Source organism: Sporomusa acidovorans (assembly GCF_900101845.1).
GTDB classification, from domain to species: Bacteria; Bacillota; Negativicutes; order Sporomusales; family Sporomusaceae; genus Sporomusa; species Sporomusa acidovorans.
In genome coordinates this window covers 1-22,033 of record NZ_FNAM01000025.1, presented here as the reverse complement: position 1 = coordinate 22,033, position 22,033 = coordinate 1, and the positions used below count along the sequence as shown (strand labels likewise).

21 protein-coding genes, 1 rRNA gene and 1 other annotated feature are annotated in these 22,033 nt (G+C 47.4%); of the genes, 21 read left to right on the top strand and 1 reads right to left on the bottom strand.

Annotated features, from left to right (window positions below; all coding sequences use genetic code 11):
• Positions 1-24: 24 nt before the first annotated feature.
• The 16 genes from BLR65_RS16805 (at position 25) to BLR65_RS16730 (ending at position 15,463) form a co-directional block, all read left to right on the top strand.
• Positions 25-1,218 carry a dihydrolipoamide acetyltransferase family protein gene (locus BLR65_RS16805; protein WP_093795343.1) on the top strand — a complete coding sequence of 398 codons (1,194 nt, stop codon included), beginning with the start codon at positions 25-27 and terminating at the stop codon, positions 1,216-1,218.
• Positions 1,219-1,258: 40 nt separating this feature from the next.
• Positions 1,259-1,600, top strand: coding sequence for a carboxymuconolactone decarboxylase family protein (locus tag BLR65_RS16800; RefSeq protein WP_093795342.1), 342 nt, complete (start codon positions 1,259-1,261; stop codon positions 1,598-1,600).
• Between the two features lie 14 nt (positions 1,601-1,614).
• Entirely contained in the window at positions 1,615-2,490 is an 876-nt protein-coding gene (lipA, locus tag BLR65_RS16795; protein WP_169717016.1) for a lipoyl synthase, read from the top strand.
• Positions 2,491-2,592: 102 nt separating this feature from the next.
• Positions 2,593-2,892: a DUF6506 family protein gene (locus BLR65_RS16790; protein WP_093795340.1), complete on the top strand. Its 300-nt coding sequence runs from the start codon at positions 2,593-2,595 to the stop codon at positions 2,890-2,892.
• Complete coding sequence (gene lipB, locus BLR65_RS16785; RefSeq protein ID WP_093795339.1) at positions 2,889-3,584, top strand: lipoyl(octanoyl) transferase LipB; 696 nt, start codon at positions 2,889-2,891, stop codon at positions 3,582-3,584. The genes BLR65_RS16790 and lipB overlap by 4 nt, the downstream gene beginning before the upstream one ends.
• The gene (locus BLR65_RS16780; protein ID WP_093795338.1) at positions 3,547-4,638 is read left to right on the top strand and encodes a lipoate--protein ligase family protein; all 1,092 of its coding nucleotides are present in this window, start codon (positions 3,547-3,549) and stop codon (positions 4,636-4,638) included. Before lipB ends, BLR65_RS16780 begins: the two co-directional genes overlap by 38 nt.
• A 125-nt stretch (positions 4,639-4,763) precedes the next feature.
• On the top strand, positions 4,764-5,183 hold the full coding sequence (locus tag BLR65_RS16775) for a glycine cleavage system protein H (protein ID WP_211285246.1): 420 nt from the start codon (positions 4,764-4,766) through the stop codon (positions 5,181-5,183).
• Positions 5,184-5,225: 42 nt separating this feature from the next.
• Positions 5,226-6,683 carry an FAD-binding oxidoreductase gene (locus BLR65_RS16770; protein ID WP_093795336.1) on the top strand — a complete coding sequence of 486 codons (1,458 nt, stop codon included), beginning with the start codon at positions 5,226-5,228 and terminating at the stop codon, positions 6,681-6,683.
• Positions 6,680-7,849 (top strand): (Fe-S)-binding protein, encoded by a 1,170-nt coding sequence (locus BLR65_RS16765; protein WP_093795335.1) that lies wholly within the window; start codon positions 6,680-6,682, stop codon positions 7,847-7,849. The genes BLR65_RS16770 and BLR65_RS16765 overlap by 4 nt, the downstream gene beginning before the upstream one ends.
• Before the next feature lie 26 nt (positions 7,850-7,875).
• Positions 7,876-8,286 (top strand): glycine cleavage system protein H, encoded by a 411-nt coding sequence (locus BLR65_RS16760; protein WP_169717015.1) that lies wholly within the window; start codon positions 7,876-7,878, stop codon positions 8,284-8,286.
• The gene (locus BLR65_RS16755) at positions 8,279-9,409 is read left to right on the top strand and encodes a lipoyl protein ligase domain-containing protein (RefSeq protein WP_169717014.1); all 1,131 of its coding nucleotides are present in this window, start codon (positions 8,279-8,281) and stop codon (positions 9,407-9,409) included. The genes BLR65_RS16760 and BLR65_RS16755 overlap by 8 nt, the downstream gene beginning before the upstream one ends.
• Positions 9,393-10,472 carry a geranylgeranyl reductase family protein gene (locus BLR65_RS16750; protein WP_169717013.1) on the top strand — a complete coding sequence of 360 codons (1,080 nt, stop codon included), beginning with the start codon at positions 9,393-9,395 and terminating at the stop codon, positions 10,470-10,472. The genes BLR65_RS16755 and BLR65_RS16750 overlap by 17 nt, the downstream gene beginning before the upstream one ends.
• 32 nt (positions 10,473-10,504) lie before the next feature.
• Complete coding sequence (locus BLR65_RS16745; protein WP_093795331.1) at positions 10,505-11,575, top strand: radical SAM protein; 1,071 nt, start codon at positions 10,505-10,507, stop codon at positions 11,573-11,575.
• Entirely contained in the window at positions 11,568-12,449 is an 882-nt protein-coding gene (locus BLR65_RS16740) for a radical SAM protein (protein WP_093795330.1), read from the top strand. The genes BLR65_RS16745 and BLR65_RS16740 overlap by 8 nt, the downstream gene beginning before the upstream one ends.
• Before the next feature lie 31 nt (positions 12,450-12,480).
• Positions 12,481-14,046, top strand: a complete 1,566-nt coding sequence (locus BLR65_RS16735; RefSeq protein ID WP_169717012.1) for a lipoyl protein ligase domain-containing protein — start codon at positions 12,481-12,483, stop codon at positions 14,044-14,046.
• A 361-nt stretch (positions 14,047-14,407) separates the two neighbouring features.
• Positions 14,408-15,463: a 2,3-butanediol dehydrogenase gene (locus tag BLR65_RS16730; RefSeq protein ID WP_093795328.1), complete on the top strand. Its 1,056-nt coding sequence runs from the start codon at positions 14,408-14,410 to the stop codon at positions 15,461-15,463.
• A 55-nt stretch (positions 15,464-15,518) separates the two neighbouring features.
• Here BLR65_RS16730 and BLR65_RS16725 read toward each other — a convergent pair whose 3' ends face one another.
• On the bottom strand, positions 15,519-17,423 hold the full coding sequence (locus BLR65_RS16725) for a sigma 54-interacting transcriptional regulator (protein WP_093795327.1): 1,905 nt from the start codon (positions 17,421-17,423) through the stop codon (positions 15,519-15,521).
• Positions 17,424-17,913: 490 nt separating this feature from the next.
• On the opposite strand from BLR65_RS16725, the gene BLR65_RS16720 reads away from it, so the two are divergent.
• The 5 genes from BLR65_RS16720 to BLR65_RS16700 form a co-directional block, all read left to right on the top strand.
• Positions 17,914-18,456: an NADH peroxidase gene (locus BLR65_RS16720; RefSeq protein WP_093795326.1), complete on the top strand. Its 543-nt coding sequence runs from the start codon at positions 17,914-17,916 to the stop codon at positions 18,454-18,456.
• An 18-nt stretch (positions 18,457-18,474) separates the two neighbouring features.
• The gene (locus BLR65_RS16715) at positions 18,475-18,795 is read left to right on the top strand and encodes a DUF1540 domain-containing protein (protein ID WP_093795325.1); all 321 of its coding nucleotides are present in this window, start codon (positions 18,475-18,477) and stop codon (positions 18,793-18,795) included.
• A 44-nt stretch (positions 18,796-18,839) separates the two neighbouring features.
• Entirely contained in the window at positions 18,840-19,316 is a 477-nt protein-coding gene (locus BLR65_RS16710; RefSeq protein ID WP_245692854.1) for a DoxX family protein, read from the top strand.
• A gap of 128 nt (positions 19,317-19,444) precedes the next feature.
• Positions 19,445-19,733, top strand: a binding site (T-box leader).
• A gap of 187 nt (positions 19,734-19,920) precedes the next feature.
• Entirely contained in the window at positions 19,921-21,510 is a 1,590-nt protein-coding gene (locus BLR65_RS16705) for an L-lactate permease (protein WP_093795324.1), read from the top strand.
• A 454-nt stretch (positions 21,511-21,964) separates the two neighbouring features.
• Positions 21,965-22,033 (top strand): 16S ribosomal RNA (locus BLR65_RS16700); the annotation flags it as partial.

The following is a 22,033-nucleotide window of genomic DNA, read 5'->3' as shown; positions in this document are numbered from 1 at the left end:
AACATAGTCAAGAGGAGGACAATGATGGCGACACCAATTAATATGCCGAAATTAGGTTTGTCCATGAAAGAAGGGACTGTCGGCAAGTGGCTGAAAAATGAAGGCGATTCCGTAAAAAAAGGCGATGTTTTGTTGGAAGTCATGACTGATAAAATTTCCAATAAAATTGAAGCACCCGCTGACGGGACACTGCTGAAGATTATTGCGGCCAAAAAAGCCAAGCTACCGGTTGGCGGTCTGTTAGGCGTTATCGGCAGTACCGGGGAAGATATCAGCGAGCTGATTGCAGCCGCCAATATCGGTAATTCCGCTCCGGCGGCGGACAAAGCGCCGGCCGGCAAGGCGGTAACAGTCTCAACCGTGAAAGCGCCTGGCGCCAAGGTTAAAATTTCACCGGCTGCGCGTGTGCTGGCTGAGGCCAATGACATTGATTATAGCCAGCTTGCCGGAACAGGTCCGGAAGGGCGGATTGTCAGAGAGGACATTGAGCAGGCAATCGCGGATAAAAATGCTGCCAAGGATCGGCGCGCAACCATTGAAGTAATTCCGTATGAAGGCATGCGTCAGGTCATTGGCGAGAATATGGCTAACAGCTGGACAATCGCCCCCAAGGTTACCCACCATACGGATGTTGATTTAACGGCCTTACAGACGTTGCGCGCTACGATCAATGCTGACGTTAAAGATAACGACAAAGTTTCGGTAACCGATATTCTGGTTAAGGCTGTGGCCAAGGCGCTGGAAATACATCCTAAAATCAATTCCACATTAAATGGTGAAGAAATTTTGGTCTTGCAGGATATCAACATCGGTGTGGCCATTGCCATTCCGGATGGCTTGGTCGTTCCGGTCGTCAAGAATGCCAATAAGAAAAGTCTCGCCGACGTAAGCAAGGAAATTAAGGATTTTGCCAAACGCGCCCGGAAAAATAAGCTTGATCCTGAAGAAATGACAGCAGGCACGTTTACGGTTACCAATTTGGGAGGTTATGGTTCGGTTGATTACTTTACACCGATTATCAATCAACCCGAATCGGCTATTTTGGGCGTTGGCCGGACAGTAAAAAAACCGGTTGTAGCCGGTGAACAGATTGTTATCAGGCCGATCATGGGGCTGTCACTCGCTTTTGATCATCGCGTGATTGACGGTGCGCCGGCAGCAGAGTTTTTGGCAGTACTCATTAAACTGATTGAACAACCGCATAGAATCTTTATTTAAATAAGAGTCACATTTATTAATAAAAAAGGTGGGGTAAAAAATGGCAGAAGACAGCATGGAGTTGTTGAGTGAACTACAAGAGGGCATGAATCAATTGCAGGCGGATAGTCCGGAATTAATGGCTGCCTTTGTCCAGATGGACCAGGCAGCTTATGTCGAGGGAGAACTGGAACGTAAGTATAAGGAATTGATTGGTATCGGTATTGCGCTTGCCGTTCGTTGTGAATACTGCATGAACATTCATGTTAAAAATGCCTTGGCCGAAGGCGCCAGCCGGGATGAAATTCTGGAAGCGGCGGCGGTGGCAGTTGCCTTTGGCGGTTCACCGGCAATGGCCTATTTGTCAACGACGATTATGAAAGCGCTTGACGCTTTTGAATAATGGCGGCTATGGCGATGCGCACAGACAGACCAGCCTGGCTGACTTTGCCTGTCCCGGAGGCGGCCGCGCTTGACAGGATGAAAGCATTGTTAGATCAAGGCCGGCTGCACACGGTATGTGAAAGCGCTGATTGTCCCAATATCGGTGAATGTTTCAGTAAACAGACCTGCACGTTTATGATTCTAGGCAACAGTTGTACCCGCAATTGTCATTTTTGCGCGGTGCCGCATGGAATTCCCGCGGCGGTTGATAACAGCGAACCGGCAATGCTGGCCGCTACGGCTAAGCATTTAGGACTCCGGCATGTGGTGATTACTTCCGTCACCCGGGATGACCTGGCCGACGGCGGGGCAGGCCAGTTTGCCGCCGTGGTCAAGGCCGTAAGAAAAAATTTGCCGGAGGCTGGTATTGAAGTATTGATTCCCGATTTTCAGGGAAGTCTGGCGGCGTTGCAGACAGTGCTGCAGGCCGGACCCGATATTCTAAACCATAATATGGAAACGGTTCCCCGGCTGTATTCGTCTGTCAGACCCCAGGCCAGTTATGTCCGCTCTTTGGAAGTTATTAGCCGGGCCCGTCAGGCTAGCCGGGAGATCGTGACAAAATCAGGTTTAATGCTGGGGCTGGGCGAGAGGATCGGGGAAGTCGTTGCCGTGATGAGCGATTTATATCAGGCCGGTTGCCAGATGCTGACGCTGGGCCAATATCTCCGTCCGTCGCCGGACCATTTACCTGTCGCGGAATATATCCGTCCCGCTGTTTTTGACAGGCTGCGGCAAAAGGCGTTGTCGATGGGCTTTTTGCATGTTAGTGCAGGGCCGATGGTCCGCAGTTCCTATCATGCCGATTTCTCTTTTAGCGAAATGAGTAAGGAAAACGGGATGCTTTAATTTATTGTCCTATACTCCGCAGGCAAAAAGCTGGGTGGCGCAGGCAGGCGGTGTATCGGCAAAATCTTTAGCATGTTGTATAGCAATGAAGGAGGGATAAAAATGCTGAAAGCGGCCTTTATTTTTATTGCCCCTGAGGCCAACAGTCAACAACACCGGTCGGTGATAACAACGCCCCAGGTAGAATTGACGGTTATCGGGGTCAGTGATTACCTGTCAGCGGTAGCAACAGTAAAAGAACTTGTTGCTCAAGGAATCGGCGCCATTGAACTATGCGGCGGTTTTGGCCACGAAGGGGTAGCTGCCGTAAAAAAAGCTGCGAACAACAAAGCCGTTGTTGGGGTAGTGCGGTTTGATATCCATCCCGGGCTTGCCGGTAAAAGCGGCGATGAGCTGTTTTGAAAAATAAAACACGCTATAAAACCTGCCAATTGTTACATTTAGGGCTGCTTCCCTATCAGGAAGCTTGGCAGTTTCAACAGGAACTTGCCGCCAAAAGGCGCAGCGGCACGGGGCAGGACACACTGTTGTTTGTTGAACACTTGCCGGTATATACCATAGGCCGCGGCGGCAGCAGGAACAATATCAAGGTTTCGGACAAGGTTCTGCGCAAACGGGGGCTGGAAGTGATTGAAGTTGACCGGGGCGGCGATATTACTTATCACGGTCCCGGTCAACTGGTTGGGTATCCTATCCTGGACCTGCGGGGATACAGGCAAGACCTGCATTATTACAGTACCCAACTGGAAGAAGTTATTATCAGGACGCTGGCCAAATACCGGATAAACAGTTTTAGAGAACCGGGGCTGACAGGTGTCTGGACTGAACGAGGAAAAATAGCGGCCATTGGTATTGGGGCGCGCAGTTGGGTCACCATGCACGGGTTTTCCTTGAATATTAATCCTGACATGAGTTATTTCGACATGATTAATCCCTGCGGGATTACGGACCGGCCTGTCGTGTCGATGCGGGAGTTAGGCATCGAAGTCAGTCTTGCTGAGGTTGGTATGACCTTACTTAACCAGTTTGCCGACATATTTGAGGTGAATTTTGCCGATGAAGTTGTATCGACTGGGCGCTATACCCTGGGATGAGACACAGGCCGTCTATCATGCCCTGGCGCAAATGCGGCAGGAAGGGCTGGTACTCTGCCGCCCCTTGTCCCGCTGCGTTTGCCTCGGATTGCATGATGATTTGCAGCAAGAACTAGACCAGCGGTATTGCCAGGAAAATAATATCCCGCTGATTCGGCGGGATATTGGCGGCGGCACGGTTTTGCTGGCAGAGGGGCAGCTATTTTTTCAACTTGTTTTACGGGCAACCAACCCGCTGTTGACAGGTAAAAGAGAACAGTTTTTTCACCGGTTTCTCCAACCGGCAATCAAAACCTTAGCAGATTTTGGCATAAACGCCGCGGTTAAACTGCCGGCCGATATTGTTGTTAACGGTAAAAAAATTTCCGGCAATGGTGCCGGCGACATAAATGGCTTCGCGGTCTATACCGGCAATATTTTACTGGCGTTTGACCGCACGGTTATGGCCAATGTACTCCATGCCGCCAGTTGTCGTTATCGCGAGTGGATAAAATTATCACTGGAAAAATATTTAACAACCATGGGTGAGGAATTGGGGTATATGCCTGCGATTGAGGCAGTGGAGAAAAAGCTGGCTGATCATTTTGCGGCCTGGCTGGAGCTGGAACCGGGAGTGTATTCCGAGGACATGAAAGAAGCCACCGCCAGTATAGCCGGTTATCTAACAAGTCAGGAATTCTTACATTTGCCCGGGAAACGGAGTAAGATCCGCCAAATAAAAATAAACGAAGGAACCTATGTGCGGCTGCATCCTTTTCCCCAGTGTATCAGATCTTCGCTTGACGGCCAAAGCCGCTGCCCTGGCAGGTTTGGCCGCCCCTGCTCCGGCTATGGCATTATGGTTGTGCAAAACAACCGGATTATTGAGTTTGAATCTCAGGGACTTTCATGTCTGGAGAATGTAAATCTTCAGTCGCTGCCACAATTTTTAAACGGCTGTTATTTGCAGGAGCTTGCTGTTGCGCAGGCACTAAAAAAGTGGACGCAAAACCAGGAGGATGGCGAAGCAACTCTTTTTCTGGACATATTTAGCGACTGGATACTAGCTAGATGAAATCCAATAAAGATTTTCATCTGTCAGGGTGTTAGTAACGCTCCACCGCTGGCGCTTGACTTCCGCTTGTACTAACACCCTGCCTGTAAAATTGGATACTATATTACGATAGGAGTGATAACAAAGTGGCGCTTTATGATAGCCCGCAAAGTTTATATTATACGCATGATCATGCGTGGGTAAAAGTGGAGGGAAACAAGATTCGTATTGGGATTACCGACTTTATGCAAAAGTTGGCCGGGGAGATTACCTTCATCCGGATTCCCCGGGTGGGTAAAACATTGGCGGCCGGAGCAACGCTGAGTTCCATTCAATCAGGAAAATGGGCGGGGAAAATTCAGGTGCCTTTAGCCGGCAAGATTCTTGAGGCCAATACCGAATTACCGGGTAATCCGAAGCTGTTAAACAGCGACTGCTATGGAGCAGGCTGGATTTGTGTTATGGAAGCCGATAACCTGGAGGAAGGTTTGAAGGGTCTGATTTGCGGCGAAGACGCCGACAAATTTTTCACGGAAGAACACGCCAAATATGCTAAAAAGGACTAATGGCATGATCAAACCGGCTTTTGTGAGGAAAGGGGGAAATATATGGATGCGCAGACAGTGGAACAGGTAAAAAGTATCTTTGGTAATCGCGCCACAACGGATGACTTTGAACGTAGCTTTTATGAACGGGATTTGGCGCCTATTCCGGATTTTTTAGTCAAGCCACTGGCCCATACGCTGCCGGACATCGTCGTCAGACCCCAAACCACAGAAGAAGTTGCCTGCCTTGTTAAACTGGCCAAGGAACAAAAGGTTGCCGTAACAACCCGGGCTGGGGGATCTACTGTTTATTTCAACGCCGTTTGTACACAAAACGGCATCATCCTTGACATCAACGGCGTAAACGGTTTGACAGCCGTAGACGCGGAAAATCGTGTTGTCCGGGTGGGGGCAGGCATGACCTGGTGGGAGCTTGAACGGCGGCTTGAACCGTTTGGCCTGGCTACCTGCTCATATCCCAGCAGCGCGCAGGCTGCTACCATTGGCGGCTGGCTGGTCATGATGGGATATGGCATTGGCAGTTTACAATATGGTCCGGTAATGGACCAGGTCGTTGCAGCGCAGGTGGTTTTGCCTGACGGCAGTAATAAAAAACTGGATAAAACCAGCAAGCCGCCGCTAACCTGGTTTGCCGCTTCGGAGGGAACATTGGGTATTGTGATGGAAGTTGAGCTCAAGGTGCGTTCCAAGCCGGAAACTGAGTGGCATAACGTAGCTGTATTTGAGAATGCCGGGCAAATGCAGACTTTTATCGAAGAGGCTGTAGAGTTAAAAAACAAGCCTTTCAACCTGCACTTTAGCGATCCGGGCTGCAATTCGCGCAGGCAGCGCCTGGGGCTGGCAGGATCGCAGTCAGGAGAAGCTTACACGGTTGCTTTTGATGCCGACGGCTCGGCAGAGGAAACGCAGACAGCCCGTTTAGCCTTTAAGCGCTGTTTACAGGCAGCAAAGGGAGGAGAGTTGGGAGAGACGGAGGGAAACCAGGAATGGCGGCACCGGTTTTATTCTTTGGTTTTAAAACGGGAAGGGCCTTCGTTATTAGGGGCGGAAATTTGCCTGCCGATCCTAAAACTTGCCGATTATTTGGCTGCTGTTGCTGCCTTTGGTGATAAACAAAAGCTGAAAATAAACAGTTACGGGCATATTATATCTCCCCAATATGCCATGATTATGACGATGTTTAATGCAGATGAACGGGATACGGTTGGCTATCTGCAGGGATTAGCCCTGGTAAAAAAACTGCATGACATTGGTGCCAGACATGGTGGCGTACCGTACGGCATCGGCCTTTGGAATACGCCTTATTTGTCCAGATGCCAAACCAATCAGGAACTTGCCGAATTAAAGCGGCGCAAGCAACTGCTTGATCCGCATAACATCATGAATCCCGGAAAACGGTATGAGGCACCTTTATTACTTAAACCCCCCTTATTTGCGGTAGGAATGGATGTTTTGGCCGCTACCCGGTGGGTGTACAGGGGAGGGAGGAATCAGCCATGAGCTTGCCCAGTTTTTATCAGAATCTAATCGATGAATCCCTTATATGTGGACGCTGCGGCAATTGCCGGAACGATTGTCCGGTTTACCGGGAGATCGGGTGGGAATCGGCAACACCCCGGGCCAAGATTTCGCTGGCTCGCGAATTGTTTGCCCGAAACAGCCAGGGCGGGATAAGCCCCGAATATGCCAAAAGGGTTACGCAGTGTACGCTATGCGGCGCCTGCACCCGGGCATGCGCTGCCAGGATAGACCTTCAGTCACTATGGAAGGATTTGCGGAGCCGGCTTGTCGCTGAAGGCAAAGCGCCGGCAGCATATCAGGCCATGACTGATAATTTAAAAAGCAGAAAAAACATTTCCAGCTTTGATAATGTAACCCGGCTGGATTGGGCGGAGGATCTGGATGAGATACCTGACAGTCTGGATCAAGAGCCGGGGGCGGAAGTCGCGTATTTTGTCGGCTGCGTATCCTCATTTTTCCCGCGGGCTGCCCAGATTCCTGTTGCCATGGTGCAGCTATTGCAGAAGGCACAGGTTAATTTTACTACCTTGGGCTCGGAAGAATGGTGCTGCGGTTTTCCTTTGCTGGCGGCCGGACAGGCAGCGGCAATAACGGAGTTTGCCAGACACAATGTTGCTAAGATACGGGAAATGGGAGTAAAAACACTGGTGACCGGTTGTGCCTCCTGCTATCATGTCTGGAGTCATATTTATCCGGAAATTTTGGGTGAAGATCTTGGTTTCCGGCTGGTCCATGCAACAGAATTACTGGCAGAATTGATTGCGCAAGGCAAATTAGTTCCCCAAGAGTTGAAGGAGACGGTTACCTATCATGATCCCTGTGATTTAGGGCGCAACAGCGGTGTTGTTCAAATACCGCGCACGATCATCAACAGCATCCCGGGAATAACATTTGTGGAAATGGCAACCCATGGGGAGGAATCAACCTGCTGTGGCGGCGGGGGAAATCTGCAGGGGGCTGATCCCGGTTTAGCGGACGCTATTGCCTGTAAACGTATCAGGGAGGCTGCGGCAACCGGTGCTGCGATTGTCGTATCTGCTTGTCAGCAATGTGAGCAGATGCTGGAGAAAGCAGCCCGGACGGAAAAACTGCCGCTAACGGTTATGGACATAGCCGAATTGCTGTTAATGGCCGTGGAGGAGTAAGCCGGAACACAAAGGGGGGAGATAAGGTGGAAGTTAATAAACGGAATTTTCCTGAAAACCTATTCTATGATACGCACTATCAATGGGTCAAGAAAGACGAAAATAAAGTTTACTTTGGGTTGACTCCTTATGGGCTGGAGATCACGGGCGATATTCTCTATCTGGCATTGCCGGCTGCCGGAACACAGGTTGAAGGAGGCAATGCCTGTGGATCGCTGGAAGCCGGCAAATGGGTAGGACGTGTGTATTCACCTGTAAGCGGTAGAGTAACCAAAGTGAATGAGAATGTTGTTGCCACGCCGGCACTTATTAACCAGTTTCCCTATAATAGCTGGTTTGCGGAAATTGAAATAACCAACCCTGGAGAATTCGCTGGCCTTATGACGGTTGCGGAGTTATGCGCGTGGCTTACAGAAGATGAGAAAGCCGATGCGTAATCAGGATAACTATACCGTCTTCCGGGTGTTGGATTCAGCGCCGCGCACCGCCGCCGAGCATATGGCCTTAGACCAAGTCATCATGGAAGCTCATAGCCGGGAACTTATTCCTAATACCTTACGGTTTCTGCAGTTTAAACCCTGTGCGCTGGTCGGTATTCATCAAAATGTATTTTTGGAAGTGAACGTCCCCTATTGCCGCCAGCACGGTATTCATATCAACCGGCGAATTACCGGCGGCGGCAGCCTCTACTGGGGACGCTTAGAATTAGGCTGGGAAATGTATGCCAGTAAAAAGACACCGGGTATCCCCCGTAAAGTGGAAAACATGTACCGCTTATTATGCGAGGCCATGGCCCGAAGTTTAACAACGATGGGAGTAAAAGCCGCTTACCGTCCGGTCAATGATATTGAAATAAACGGGCGTAAAATCGCGGGAACCGGCGGCACTGAACTGGCGGATTCCTTTGTCTTTCAATGTAGTTTACTGGTGGATTTCGATATTGATGAAATGCTCCGGGTCTTACGGTTTCCTTTGGAAAAGCTGGATGATAAAGCCGTCAAATCCATGCGGGAACGGGTGACATCATTGCAAGACCAGCTCGGGTATGTGCCCGAACAGCAAGTAATAAAGCAGGCAATTTTAAAAAACCTGCAAGCAACGTTAGGGTATGATTTTTTTCCCGGGGAATTAACGTTGCCGGAAGAACGAATGTTTGCGGAAACCTTGCCCTATTTCCGCAGCGATGCCTGGGTTTTCGGCCAAGTTGGTCACGTGATTAATACACTAGATTCTACAACCAACTACAAGACACCGGGGGGGCTTATCCGGGTGCAAATGCGCCTGGATGAAGCCGTACAGGTAATCAAGTATGTGATAATCAGCGGCGATTTTTTTGCTTATCCAGCGAGAACGATTAATGACCTGGAAACAACGCTAAAAAACCTACCTATCGACAAACAACGAATCGCGGCTGCTATTACCCGTTTTTTTCAAACCAATCAGGTCGAAATTCCGGGTGTTTTCCCTGAACATTTTGTCACGGCCGTATTGCTTGCCGTCGATAAGGCCCAAGCAATGAAGCGAATGGAAATGAGTGATTGCCGTGAAGCCGCCAGATGAGTACTATGATGCTGTTGTCATCGGGGCCGGGCCGGCCGGCAGTACGGCGGCGAAACGGCTTGGTCAGGCAGGGCTTAAGGTGGCTCTGCTGGATCAACGTTTGGAAATTGGTAACAAGATTCAATGTGCCGAATTTGTGCCGCGTCCGATTTCCCGGTATGCGCCGCTCCGGGCGGGCGATATTGCCCAGCGGGTTGAGGGCATTAAAACCTTTATTAACGGTAAGCCGGTCCATACGTTAGCTGCACCCGGGTATACGCTTAACCGCAATTTGTGGGATAAGTATCAGGCCGATGAGGCAAAAAACGCGGGGGTTACCGTTATGAGCGCGACCCGTGCTGTTGCCGTCGGAGATCATGCCGTGACAATAACAAAGGGAACCGAAAGGGGAAAAATTTACGCAACATTTATTTTGGGCTGCGACGGCCCGCATTCCTTAGTCAGTGGCCGACTGGGAAACGGGCGGCAGGAAAATTGTGTTGCCCTTCAATATGAGCTGTTGCTTCATAAGCCGATGACGCATGTTGAGATCTATTTTGAGCCGGACTATTACGGCGGCTATGCCTGGGCTTTTCCTAAAGGAAATACTGTTAATGCCGGGATAGCCATTCACGCTTCGGTTAAAAATCAGTTACACTGCTTATTACATGAATTTTGCCGCAGCCTTATGCAGCGGCAAGTTGTACAATCGGACAGGATTGTGGCCAAAACCGGTGGTTTTATCCCTACCGGCGGGTTAGCGGGCTGTTTGGCCCAAAAAAATATGCTTTTGGCCGGTGACGCAGCCGGTTGTACGCATCCGGTAACAGGCGCGGGGATTATGAATGCTGTGAGGAGCGGACACCTGGCGGCAATGGCGGTTATCAGACAGGTAAAGAGTAAGGACGAACATCTCGTAAGTGAAAATTACCCGCGTATATTACATGAGGAGTATAGCAGGCAGTTTGCCATTGCCCGCGAACGGTTAAACAGTCGCAACCGGGAATGGACCAATGATCCGGAAAAATTTTTGGCGCTGATCCGGCGCAGCTGGATTGCATTTCCGGAGTATTATACGCAATAGCAACAGGCAATTTTATGGGGGGAGGGGCTGTCATGGATACTGTTTGCAGACAGGAAAGTCCGGATTTTGTGCAGACCAGCCTGGCTGGCGCAATGGCCCTGGGGTTGGAGCCAGGCAGTTTTTATCGTAACGCTTATCCGGGAAGCTTAAATTTACTTATGACCTATCAAGATGGCTGCCGTGCGAACTGCGGTTATTGCGGCCTTGCCAGAGAACGAAAAATCGAACCTGATAAGAGCACCTTTATCAGAGTAAAGTGGCCGACATATGAGTTATCAACGATCATGGAACGCTTAATGCGGCCACCGCAGCATGCGGCGGTTAAAATTCAAAAGCTTGGCAGGATTTGTATATCGATGATTACGCATCCTCAGGCGGCGCAAGATAGCATTTCTATGGTTGAGCAGCTGCGGACGACACAATTACCGATTAGTGTTCTAGCTTCGCCAACCGTACTGCAGGATGCCACTTCCTTTTTTAAACAGTTACAATCAGCCGGGGCAGACATGGTGGGGATTGCGGTTGACGCAGCGACGCCGGAGCTATTTTCCAACATGCGGGGCAGCGCAGCCGGTGGGCCGCACCGCTGGGAGAAGTACTGGCAGTCAATTGAACAGGCTGTTACGGTTTTTGGCCGGGATAAAGTCAGTGTACACTTAATCGTGGGCTTGGGGGAAAGCGAACAGGACATGGTGCATACCATCGCCAGGGCTGGTCAATATGGAGCGCAGGCTCATCTATTTTCCTTCTGTCCGGAGCCAGGCAGTAAGTTAAGTAATCATCAGCCGCCTTCCTACGGGCAATATCGGCGTATCCAGTTAGCAGCGTTTTTTTTCAATCATAAACAAATTACGCTACGTGATGTTACGTTTAATTCCCAAGGACAAATTATCAGTTACGGCAGACCATTAGAGGAGTTATTGGGCGATAAGCTGGCGGCAGGTCAGCCGTTTATGACTTCCGGTTGCCCTAACCACGAAGGTTGTGTTGCTTGCAACCGGCCGTATGGCAACGAAAGGCCGGGGACGGTATTGAAAAATTATCCCTTTAGCCCGGAAGAAAGCGATTTAGAAATTATCAAAGGACAGATTTGGCATGCGTAATATTGTGTTTTATGTGCCTGGCACAAGATACTATGACAACGGCCTGTATCAAAATCATGCCAATTCGTTTGTAAATATCAGTTTAACCGGTGCTGCGTGTGAATGCCGGTGTGAACACTGTCAGGGAAAACTGCTAAATAGTATGATATCCGTAACAGAGCCGGAAAAATTAGTGGAGTTGGCTAAGAATTTACGCAAGCAAGGTTGTCAGGGTGTACTCATTAGCGGCGGTGCCTGCGCGGACGGTTCTGTACCATTGCGTCCGTTCGCGAAAGCGATCGAACAGGTTGCGGCGCTTGGCTTGGCGGTCGTGGTTCATCCGGGCGTGTTGAGCGATGATACGGCACATTTGCTGGCCGGAGCCAACATTACCAGGGTAGCTCTTGATTTAATTGGTGATGACGATACCATTCGTAACGTATATCATCTACCCTATACGTCTGCCGATTATCAAATAAGTTTACGGACCGCCCGTCACGCCGGCTTGAAAACATCGCCGCATATTGTAATCGGCCTTCACTATGGCGAAATTCGCGGGGAATTTAAAGCGCTTGACATGGTAGCCGCTGAAGGTGCCGACAGTTTGATTCTTGTCCTACTAAATCCTCTTAAAAATACGCCGATGAGTAATGTAACTTTTCCGCCGCTCTATGCAGTGAGAGAAATCTTCCGGCAGGCAAGAAAGCTTTTGCCTGACATCCCCATTGCTTTAGGGTGTGCCCGTCCGCCGGGACACTACTCGCGTTCTGTTGAATTATTAGCCATTGACGCCGGCTTCAACGCTATCGCTTATCCAGCCAGGGAAACGGTGGATTATGCGAGTTCGTGCGGCTATAAAATTGCTTATCAGGAGATGTGTTGCGGTATTTTTTGAAAAAATGATGCCGTTTTGGAGGATTGGCAATATGAAGCAAGTTTGGCAGGTAATCGATTCAGGATATGAAACATGTTTTCAAGGCATTGCGACAGATAAAACATTATTAGCTGCCTGTAGCCGGCAAGTGGTTGCTGATACCATCCGCTTCTTTCAGTATGACGCTGATTGTATTATCCTGGGTTATTATCAAAAAGCTGAGCAGGAAGTGCGTTTAAGCTTTTGTAAAGATAACGGTATCACGGTCAGCCGCAGATTAACCGGTGGCAAAACCATCTATTGGGACAGAGAGGCAACCTTGGGCTGGGAGGTTGTGCTGTATCAGCAAGATGTTGTCACTCCGCGGCAGATTGAAGCGTTGCAGAGGAAAATTGGCGCCGCTCTAGTCAGTGGCTTGAAAATGCTGGGGCTGAATGTGCGTTACCAATATCCCTCGACAATCGAACTGGCTGGCTGTGAAATTGGCTGGTTTTGTGGTACGCGTACCGGCCAGGCTTTTTTATATCAGGGTTATATCTATAGTAAGGATATTGACGTTAGCACATTACTGCGTGCCTTGCGTATTCCCAGAGAAAAATTACAAAACAAAGACATTAATAAATATAGAAAGAAATTTACCAGTCTAGCTGATGCTCTTGGTGAAGTCCCCTCATTAAATACGGTGAAGTCGGCAATGATCCTGGGGTTTTGTCAAGTTTTTGATATTTCTACCGTAAGCAATCATTTACCAATAAGTAAAGACTACTTGGACACCGCCTGTCAGGAGGTCGCAGCCCCGCAATGGGTGTTTAATAGGGCAACAGCTTTGCCGTCCAACAGTTATCAACTGCGAAATACGTATACAAAACGAACTTTCATTACCGTTTCTGTCTTCCTGGATAGGAAGCAACGCTGTATTACAGGCGTATCCATTACGGGTGACTTTGCTGCTTACCCCGCCAATATAATTGAAAAAATCGAAGCCGGATTAATTGGTCTTCCCCCTGATGTTGCCTGTATCAGCCAAACAATCAGCACTTGTTTTACTAACCAACAAGCACATGTCTTACTGGTTTCGCCAGAAATTTTCACGAGGACGATAGGCAAAGCGGTTGATAAGCTTGCATTTTTACAGTGGGGGGCTAAGCCGGAGGATATTCTTGATCTTACCATGGTTGGCAATGTATTTAACCATATTTCCGGGGGAAAACACAAGCCGCTGCTTATTCCTTATTGCGCCAAAGCCGTAGATTGCCCCTATCGTTATACCGAGGGCTGCGGACGGTGTGGACGGTGTGATGTAAGCGAGGCTTATAGCTTAGCGGATCAATATGGTTTGGAACCAATTACGATTCAAAATTACGAGATGCTGGAAGAGACGTTGAAAAACTTGAAGAAACGCGGCTGCAAGCTGTTTATCGGCACCTGCTGTGAATCCTTTTGGAATAAACACGCCAGGGATTTTGAACAGATAGGATTGCCGGGGATACTGGTAAATGTGGATGATAGTACCTGTTATGAACTTGGCCAAGAACAAGAAGCTTATCAGGGGCATTTTGCAAACCAAACAAAACTAAAAAAACAACTTCTTTGCCGGCTTTTGGAGGGCATTTCATAATTACACCATTCCCCGGATTTTTTGGAGTCCGGGGATTACTTTTTACAAGAAAGATTAAAGCTTGTGCCAACCCATTTTGACGTCGGCACAAGCTTTAGTCTTTCTTACTTATTCTTAGTGCGAAAGCCTTTTTATTATGTAGCAGGGGTGTCCGGTGAAGATACATTTTTGGCTAATAATCGGACAAAAACACAACACATATATGTTCCGGACACACCAAACAGCCTTATATTATCTGACTTTTCAAAACAGGAAAAATTTACTTCCCGTTGGCGCGTTTTTTGCATAAATACAGTGCGGGAGCAATACACATAGCAATTTTGTGTATTCAGTTCTTATTTTTTAATGAGGGGGAATTTGGATGAAAGCAGCGGTTTGGTATGGCAAAAAAGATGTGCGAGTCATGGATGTTCCTGAGCCGCCCAGCCCGCCAAAAGGCTGGGTCAAGGTTAAGGTGCAGTGGTGCGGAATTTGTGGTTCGGATCTTCACGAATATATTGCCGGTCCGATTTTTATACCTGTTGATAAACCGCACCCATTGACAGGTAATACGGCGCCTTTAATACTGGGACATGAGTTTTCCGGCGATGTGGTAGAAATTGGCCCGGATGTTACCAACGTAAAAGTAGGTGACAGGGTCGCCCCTGATGCTTGCCAGGTGTGTTGGGAATGCGCGCGCTGCAGGGAGAACCGCTATAGCCTGTGTGACAAGCTGGCCTTTACAGGCTTAATGACGGATGGGGCGTTTGCCGAATATGTGAATGTACCGGCCTACACCATGTATAAGATTCCTGATAAGATGTCATATGAGGTTGGCGCGGTCATTGAACCTTTGGCAGTGGCCATGCATGCCATTCGGCGTGCACCGCTGGTGCAGGGGGATACCGTTGTCGTTATGGGCGCGGGTACAATCGGCCTTTCCGCCCTGATGTGCGCCAAAGCGGCCGGAGCAAGCAAGATCTATACGATTGAAGTGGCTAAAGCCAGGAAGGAATACGCCTTACAGGCCGGTGCCACGGCTGTATTAGACCCGACTGAGACAGATGTAGTAAAGGCTGTAAAAGATTTGACCAACGGCGGCGCTGATGTTGTATTTGAGTGTATTGGCAGTGATAAAACGGCGCCGATCGCTATCGAACTTGCCCGTTCCGCAGGCCGGGTGGTGATTGTCGGTATTTTTGAAAAAGCATCGACATTAAATTTCAATGCCCTGTCCTTTACAGAAAAAGAAGTTACCGGATCACTGGGGTATTATGGCGAATTTGCCCCGGCTATACAATTGGTTTCTGATGGCAGAATTGATGTGGAGCCATTGATTACCGGCAAGATTCATCTTGATGACATTGTTGGCAAAGGTTTTGAAGAGTTAATTAATCGCAAGGAAGAAAACATTAAAATTTTGGTAAAACCGTTCTAATAAAGCAGGCCATAGACTACAGCAAGACATCTTTAGTCTATGGCCAAATTGAATCTTAATAGGAAATATCATATTGGCGCATTTTTCGATACATGGTACTGCGGGCCATTCCCATCTGTTTGGCGGCATGGCTGATATTGCCATTTGCTTTTAGCAAATAGTCAAGGATCTGCAGACGCTCTTTTTCGTTTAAATTTTGTTTGATTCTTTCTCGTTCACAAAGTATTCCTGGCGAATTGGACTGGTGGATAGCAAATGACTGATAATTGACAATATGGTCAGGCAGGTGCTCAGGAAAAATCGTATCCTCGTCGGCAACACTAATGATTCTTTCGACGGCATTCTGTAACTCGCGGACATTACCGGGCCAATGATATTTTTGGAGTATAGGCATTACCCGGGGGTCAATTTTTGTAAAGATCTTTCCCCATTCCCGCCCCATTGTAGTCAACATATACTTGAAAATCAAGGGAATATCTTCCTGGCGTTCGCGCAATGGCGGAATTTTTAAGGAGATGACATTGAGACGGTAATATAAATCCTGGCGGAAATTACCTTGTTGTACTTCTTGTGCCAGATTTTTATTGGTGGCGCAGATAATCCGCAGATCAACGGGAATGACTTTATTATCCCCCATGCGGGTTATATTTCGTTCCTGGATAACTCTCAGTAGGGCAACCTGCAGTTCCAGCGGGGTGTCGCCGATTTCATCAAGAAAAATGGTTCCGCCTGAAGCAAACTCGAATTTCCCCGGCCTGCCGCCGCGTTTGGCGCCGGTAAACGCGCCTTCTATATACCCGAACAACTCGCTGATCATAAGTTCGCGGGGAATCGCTCCGCAGTTTACAGCCACAAAAGGTCCCGCCCGCCGGGAACTCTGGTTGTGAATGGCTTGAGCAAAAACTTCTTTACCGGTGCCGCTTTCTCCCTCAATTAATATGCTGGCCATTCCTGCCGCGGCCTGCGAGGCCAGATGTACGGTCTTTTTTATAGCGGGGCACTGGCCGATAATGTCACTAAAGCGAAAGGTGGCTTGGGCGCCGCTTAGGCGGTTAATCAGGCTGCGAACCTTTTTTATCGGGCGGAGAATAATAACGCCGCCGGAAAGCATCCCTTCATCATCCACTATTGGCCTGCCGGAGGACAGGCAGTGCAGACGGCCTACATTGGCGTCAATAAAAATTTCAAAGTCATTATAAGCAGTTTGGCGTTTGTAAACATTTTCGATAAAAGGCGTATTACTGCCCATAAGTTCGGTGATAGATTTATGAATAAGTTCACAGCCCGGGCGGTCAAAAATTTCCTCCGCTATTACATTGAGCTGTTGCACGATGCCTTGATCATCAATCATTAATACGCCGTCGGACATGGTATTAAATATATTTTCCAAGCGATTATAAGACAACACGATTTCGCGGTTGCTTTTTTTTAGCATTAACGATTGATAGGCGTATTTCGATAAGGTATTCGCTACTGAAAAAAGGACACTGGCGGCAGCCTGAACCTTTTCCTTGGCCACAATAGGGATTTCTTGTATTGCGGCCATATAGTTATCTGCCTGGACGCCTATTTCCTGAGCTATTTTATGGCAGTGCTCTTTGGCAGGCTCCTTTGTCAGAAGTTGTCCGCCAAAAATTGTCCCAATTACCTGACCATTCAGTAAAATTGGAGCGGCAAAGTCGATTAACCCTGCATGGCAGCTATAGATTGTGGGTCTACCAGTCCGCACCGCTTCTGTTGCGCCGTAGATATCGGCATCCAGACACCGTTTCAATCCCAGGGGAGATGCCCGGATAATTTCTTTGCATAACTTGGAAAAACAGCTGGGACAAGTAACGGTATTGCCCTGGTTATCTTCGATTACGCTGGCAACACCCACACTCAAGGCGAAGTTATCCTGGAATTGCTGAAGAAATAATGAATCAATGAGATCCTGTAATTTTACGGTCATCTTCGTCATTGTTTGGCCTCCCTAAATAATTTAAGTTGTGACCAAAGAGGAATGAAGGAAGTGTGTTTACCTATATTTTACAGTATGGCAAGGGTTTTTGTCCCCTAAAAAAGTAGGTTAATTTTTTAACTTAACAAGAGTATTGATCTATATATTCCGCATTAAAGAATACTGCCGGCGCAGGCGGGCGGCACTTATCAGTCTTCCGCGTTCAGGCTTGCCCCATTTATGTTCAATCAGGCAGTCTTTCTTCACGGGATGAATGCCGGTTTTGAATGTGAAACAAATTTGACAGGTATTGTTATAGAAAAATTTCAAATACTATAATTCTGAAAGGTTTATCCGATAGCTAACCGCCGCTAATATTCCCGCTTTTTTAAGCGGGAGATAAATCAGCGCTAAGCTCCTGGATAATTTCGACTAAAATTCAGAAGGAGTTAAAACTCCACCTGAATTAAGTCTCACTTTATTTCCATTCTACATAAGCTGGAGGAATAGAATGAAAAAGTTTGTATGCACCGTATGTGGGTATGTACACGAAGGAGAAGAACCTCCTGAAAAATGCCCGGTTTGTAAAGCCAGTCGGGATAAGTTCAAAGAAATGACCGGGGACCTGGCTTGGGCGGATGAACACAGAATTGGAATTTCCAAAGATGTTCCGGTAGAGGTTGTAGAGGGATTACGCGCTAATTTTATGGGGGAATGCACGGAAGTAGGCATGTATTTGGCTATGTCCCGCCAAGCGGACAGGCAGGGTTATCCCGAGGTAGCAGAAGCCTATAAACGGATTGCCTTTGAAGAAGCCGAGCATGCCGCAAAATTTGCGGAACTTTTAGGTGAAGTAGTGATGGCAGATACCAAAGCCAATTTAAGTGCCAGAGTCGAAGCGGAATATGGCGCCTGTGACGGCAAAAAACAACTGGCTACGTTAGCTAAACAGCATAACCTGGACGCTATTCATGATACCGTTCACGAAATGTGTAAGGACGAGGCCAGACATGGCTGCGCCTTTAAAGGCTTGCTTGATCGATACTTCAAATAAAAAGAGGAGCATTGGAAAATGGCGAAAATTGATTGTGAGGTTATTAACTGTTCCCACAATAATTCAGGTATATGTTACGCAAATTGCATCGATATAGTCGGCAATTCAGCCACCAAGGACTGTCATACTAACTGCGGCACTTATCTGAACAAACTGCATTATGCGGAGTTGACAAATAATGTGTTAAGCTCCGGTTCCTGTGATTGTTTGAAGTGCGTAGTTGAAACTTGTTCGTATAATGATAACAAGCTTTGCCAGTTAGGTTCCATTACAGTAAGCGGCGACAATGTGGAATATTACACCCAAACAAAGTGTGCCAGTTTTAAACATAGAGAATAAGTTGCGGATAACTGTCTGGAGAAATAATTTTTGGAGACGTGATCTTGTTGAAAGATTTTTTGCGGCAATTTGCAGAGATACTGTACCGCTTTCGGGATTCGGCATTGTTGTTGTTTCGGCTGGGGTTGGGCGGAATGTTTATGTGGCATGGCTGGCCAAAGATTATTGGCGGGCCCGGAGCATGGGCGGGGCTTGGCAAAGCCATGGGCACATTCGGGATTGAGTTTGCACCTGGTATTTGGGGCTTTATGTCTAGCTTTGCCGAATTTGGCGGCGGCTTGCTGTTTGCTCTTGGACTGTTTTATCGTCCGGCCTGTTTTTTGCTGTTTAGCAATATGTTAGTTGCATTCATCAGCCAAATGGCAGATGGCAAGGGATTGCAGAAAGCGTCGCAGTCTCTGGAAGACGGGCTAAGCTTTTTCGCCGCCGCTTTTATCGGGCCGGGTAAGTACAGTTTGGACTATTATCTGGGAATTGAAAAATTCGGAGAAAAATCCTTTCGTACCAGCAGTATCCGCTAGCTGTACAATAATTTGTAGGCGTTAGTCTTGACAAAAAACATGTGTATTGCTATATTATACTCAATGAAACATTGACTATCTGAAAATGCAAAGGATTATACAGTGATTACAAAATAAATAGAACGATCCTAAAGACTGTGAAGAGGAGAGTAGCCTTCGATTACAGCGCAGAGAGCCGGCGGTTGGTGAAAGCCCGGACTGGAGTTGATTCGTGAAGTACACCTCAGAGTTGCTAGCTGAAGGGTTCAACGATTATTTTTTGAACTTGGTAGGTGTGGACGGAACTTCCGCCGTTATGGGAAGGGGGTATCGGTAAGCTTATGCTTTGCCCGTACTCTACAGAGGAGGAGTCAATAGCTGGTTTGGGTTAATGACTCTACAAGGGTGGTATCGCGGGAATCTACTCCCGTCCCTTATTCCATTAGGGGATGGGGGTTTTTATTTTATCCGGACGGAAAGATGGCTTTCCGCCCGAACAGCACGACTAAGCTTTGCCTGCATCCGAAAAAGCCTGGCATAGCGAAGTCTTTCCGCTATTCTATTTCTAGGAGGAGGTTTTGTAGGAATTTGCTAGTATTGTAGCAAAAGTAGGAAGGAGAATAACATGGAGAACTTACTATTCACGCTGTTGCCGATTGTTGTTATTTTGGCTATGCTGATCATTTGGAAACAGGCAGCAGATGTAAGTGGCATTGTAGGATGGTTAACGATTTCCGTGGTTGCTTATTTTGTTTTTCAGACAAGTATTGAGGTCATATTGCGTTCGACAGTGGCAGGGTTTATACGGTCCTTTGCTGTCTCGCTTATTGTGGCGACCTCCTTGTTGCAAATGGCTTTTATGGAACAAACAGGGGCGCTTAAGCGAATTATAATTTTTATCAAAACAATAGCCAGTGAAAACCGGGCAATTCAAATTATGCTGATTAATATCGGCTTTGGCACCTTAATGGTAGCGGTTGGGGCAACGCCGGTTTCCCTGTTGCCGCCCATACTGTTGGCGATGGGTTACTCGACTCAGGTAGCTATTGCTTTGCCCGCAATAGGGTATGACTCATTGTGTACGTATGCGCTTTTAGGTGCCCCCATTGTTGTATTTGTCGATATAGCCAACAGTTTTTTCGGCAAAGGGCACGAGATTAGTCTGGCGCAGGCAGGAATGGCCTTTTATCTGTTTTTGCCGGTAGTTTCTACCCTAATAGGCTTATGTATGCTCTGGATTGTAGGAAAATGGCGGGGAATTAAAGAAGGGATAATTCCTTGCTTGCTTACCGGAACGGTCATTGGCGTCGTATCATATTTTAGCAATAAGTATGATAATCTGGTCGTGCTGACAGGAGTATTGTGCGGGATTGCCGTCATAATAGCCATGGTCATGCTGTTGATTTTAACAGGAAAAAAAGTCATTGATAAGAGTAAACTGACGGCCGAAGAACTTGCGTACGAACGGCAATATTTTTTATGGCGGGCGTTGACTCCATGGATTTTATTGGTTGTTTTTATTTTGCTTTTAAATGTACCTAAAGATGTGTTTAATTTTCTATATAGGACATTAAAACTGCCGATTGCCGGCATTACAGCGAATGGCAGTGCTATTGACACGCGGGCTTTATGGAATGCCTATACCTGGATATTTATCAGTACAGTTTTGTCAGTTCCGTTTATTCGCCCCACTGGTCAGCAGATTAAAAATACTTTGGCCATTTGGTGGCAGCGGGCTCCAAGACCGGTTTTTTCCGCGGCTATATTTTTTTCCATAGGTGAAATTATGAATATGTCAGGTTATAGTATGGTGACAGGCAAGTTTGAAACAGCCAGCATGGTAAAAGTACTGGCAGATTACTCCGCTCTCTATTTTCATGATACCTACGGGGCTGTCGTAGCGTTTATTGGTTTGTTCGGCGGATTTATTACCGGCAGTGAGGCATCAACCATTGCTATGTTTGCCAAATATACAATGACAACAGCCCAAAATCTTAATATGACGTTAGTGGGAACAATTATTATAACGGCTGGCCTGGCTTTTGGGGGTGGACTGGCAAGTGTGATATCTCCGGCCAAGCTGCAAAATGCGGCAGCTTCTATTGACAAGCTGGGACAGGAAAATCAAATTATTCGTACCGCTTTTATATTTTCACTGATTATCACGCTGATTACATCGCTTTTTGTGTTAGTGCTGCTAAAGACAGCTATTTGATTTGACAATTAATAACTGTAGGACATGATTTTGTTTTGATAATGGTATACCTGTTAATAATAGATAAAGCCGGAATGGGTGGTACAAATCACTTCCGGCTTGATTTTTTATAAAAAGCTTTTCTTAAGTTTAGATTAGAAATTAAATCCAAAAAGTTACAGTTGACATGGCGCAAACAACATGATATCATATAAAAGTCGCTGTGAGCAACGGTAATAAATGGTATGAATAATTTTGTTGACATAACGAAAGATACATGCTAAGAATAAATATTCGTCAAAAACAGACGATGTGGCAACTAGTGCATCCATGCACGTCGTTCCCTGAAAACTGAACAATGTAAGTAATGCATCAAAAAGCCAGATGTGCGGTTATATATCGCTTGCGATATATAAAACCAAAACAATTTCCAAATAGATTGTAAGAGCCAACAAATGGCTTCAATAAATATACTTTATTGGAGAGTTTGATCCTGGCTCAGGACGAACGCTGGCGGCGTGCCTAACACATGCAAGTCGAACGG

Bases quoted from the DNA above. Each gene is read 5' to 3' on its own strand.
- BLR65_RS16765 (WP_093795335.1), top strand. From the start codon at position 6,680: ATGAGCTTGCCCAGTTTTTATCAGAATCTAATCGATGAATCCCTTATA.
- BLR65_RS16800 (WP_093795342.1), top strand. From the start codon at position 1,259: ATGGCAGAAGACAGCATGGAGTTGTTGAGTGAACTACAAGAGGGCATG.
- BLR65_RS16730 (WP_093795328.1), top strand. From the start codon at position 14,408: ATGAAAGCAGCGGTTTGGTATGGCAAAAAAGATGTGCGAGTCATGGAT.
- BLR65_RS16770 (WP_093795336.1), top strand. From the start codon at position 5,226: ATGGATGCGCAGACAGTGGAACAGGTAAAAAGTATCTTTGGTAATCGC.
- BLR65_RS16715 (WP_093795325.1), top strand. From the start codon at position 18,475: ATGGCGAAAATTGATTGTGAGGTTATTAACTGTTCCCACAATAATTCA.
- lipA (WP_169717016.1), top strand. From the start codon at position 1,615: ATGCGCACAGACAGACCAGCCTGGCTGACTTTGCCTGTCCCGGAGGCG.
- BLR65_RS16805 (WP_093795343.1), top strand. From the start codon at position 25: ATGGCGACACCAATTAATATGCCGAAATTAGGTTTGTCCATGAAAGAA.
- BLR65_RS16720 (WP_093795326.1), top strand. From the start codon at position 17,914: ATGAAAAAGTTTGTATGCACCGTATGTGGGTATGTACACGAAGGAGAA.
- BLR65_RS16705 (WP_093795324.1), top strand. From the start codon at position 19,921: ATGGAGAACTTACTATTCACGCTGTTGCCGATTGTTGTTATTTTGGCT.
- BLR65_RS16790 (WP_093795340.1), top strand. From the start codon at position 2,593: ATGCTGAAAGCGGCCTTTATTTTTATTGCCCCTGAGGCCAACAGTCAA.
- BLR65_RS16745 (WP_093795331.1), top strand. From the start codon at position 10,505: ATGGATACTGTTTGCAGACAGGAAAGTCCGGATTTTGTGCAGACCAGC.
- BLR65_RS16735 (WP_169717012.1), top strand. From the start codon at position 12,481: ATGAAGCAAGTTTGGCAGGTAATCGATTCAGGATATGAAACATGTTTT.
- BLR65_RS16780 (WP_093795338.1), top strand. From the start codon at position 3,547: ATGAAGTTGTATCGACTGGGCGCTATACCCTGGGATGAGACACAGGCC.
- BLR65_RS16740 (WP_093795330.1), top strand. From the start codon at position 11,568: ATGCGTAATATTGTGTTTTATGTGCCTGGCACAAGATACTATGACAAC.
- BLR65_RS16755 (WP_169717014.1), top strand. From the start codon at position 8,279: ATGCGTAATCAGGATAACTATACCGTCTTCCGGGTGTTGGATTCAGCG.
- BLR65_RS16725 (WP_093795327.1), bottom strand. From the start codon at position 17,423: ATGACGAAGATGACCGTAAAATTACAGGATCTCATTGATTCATTATTT.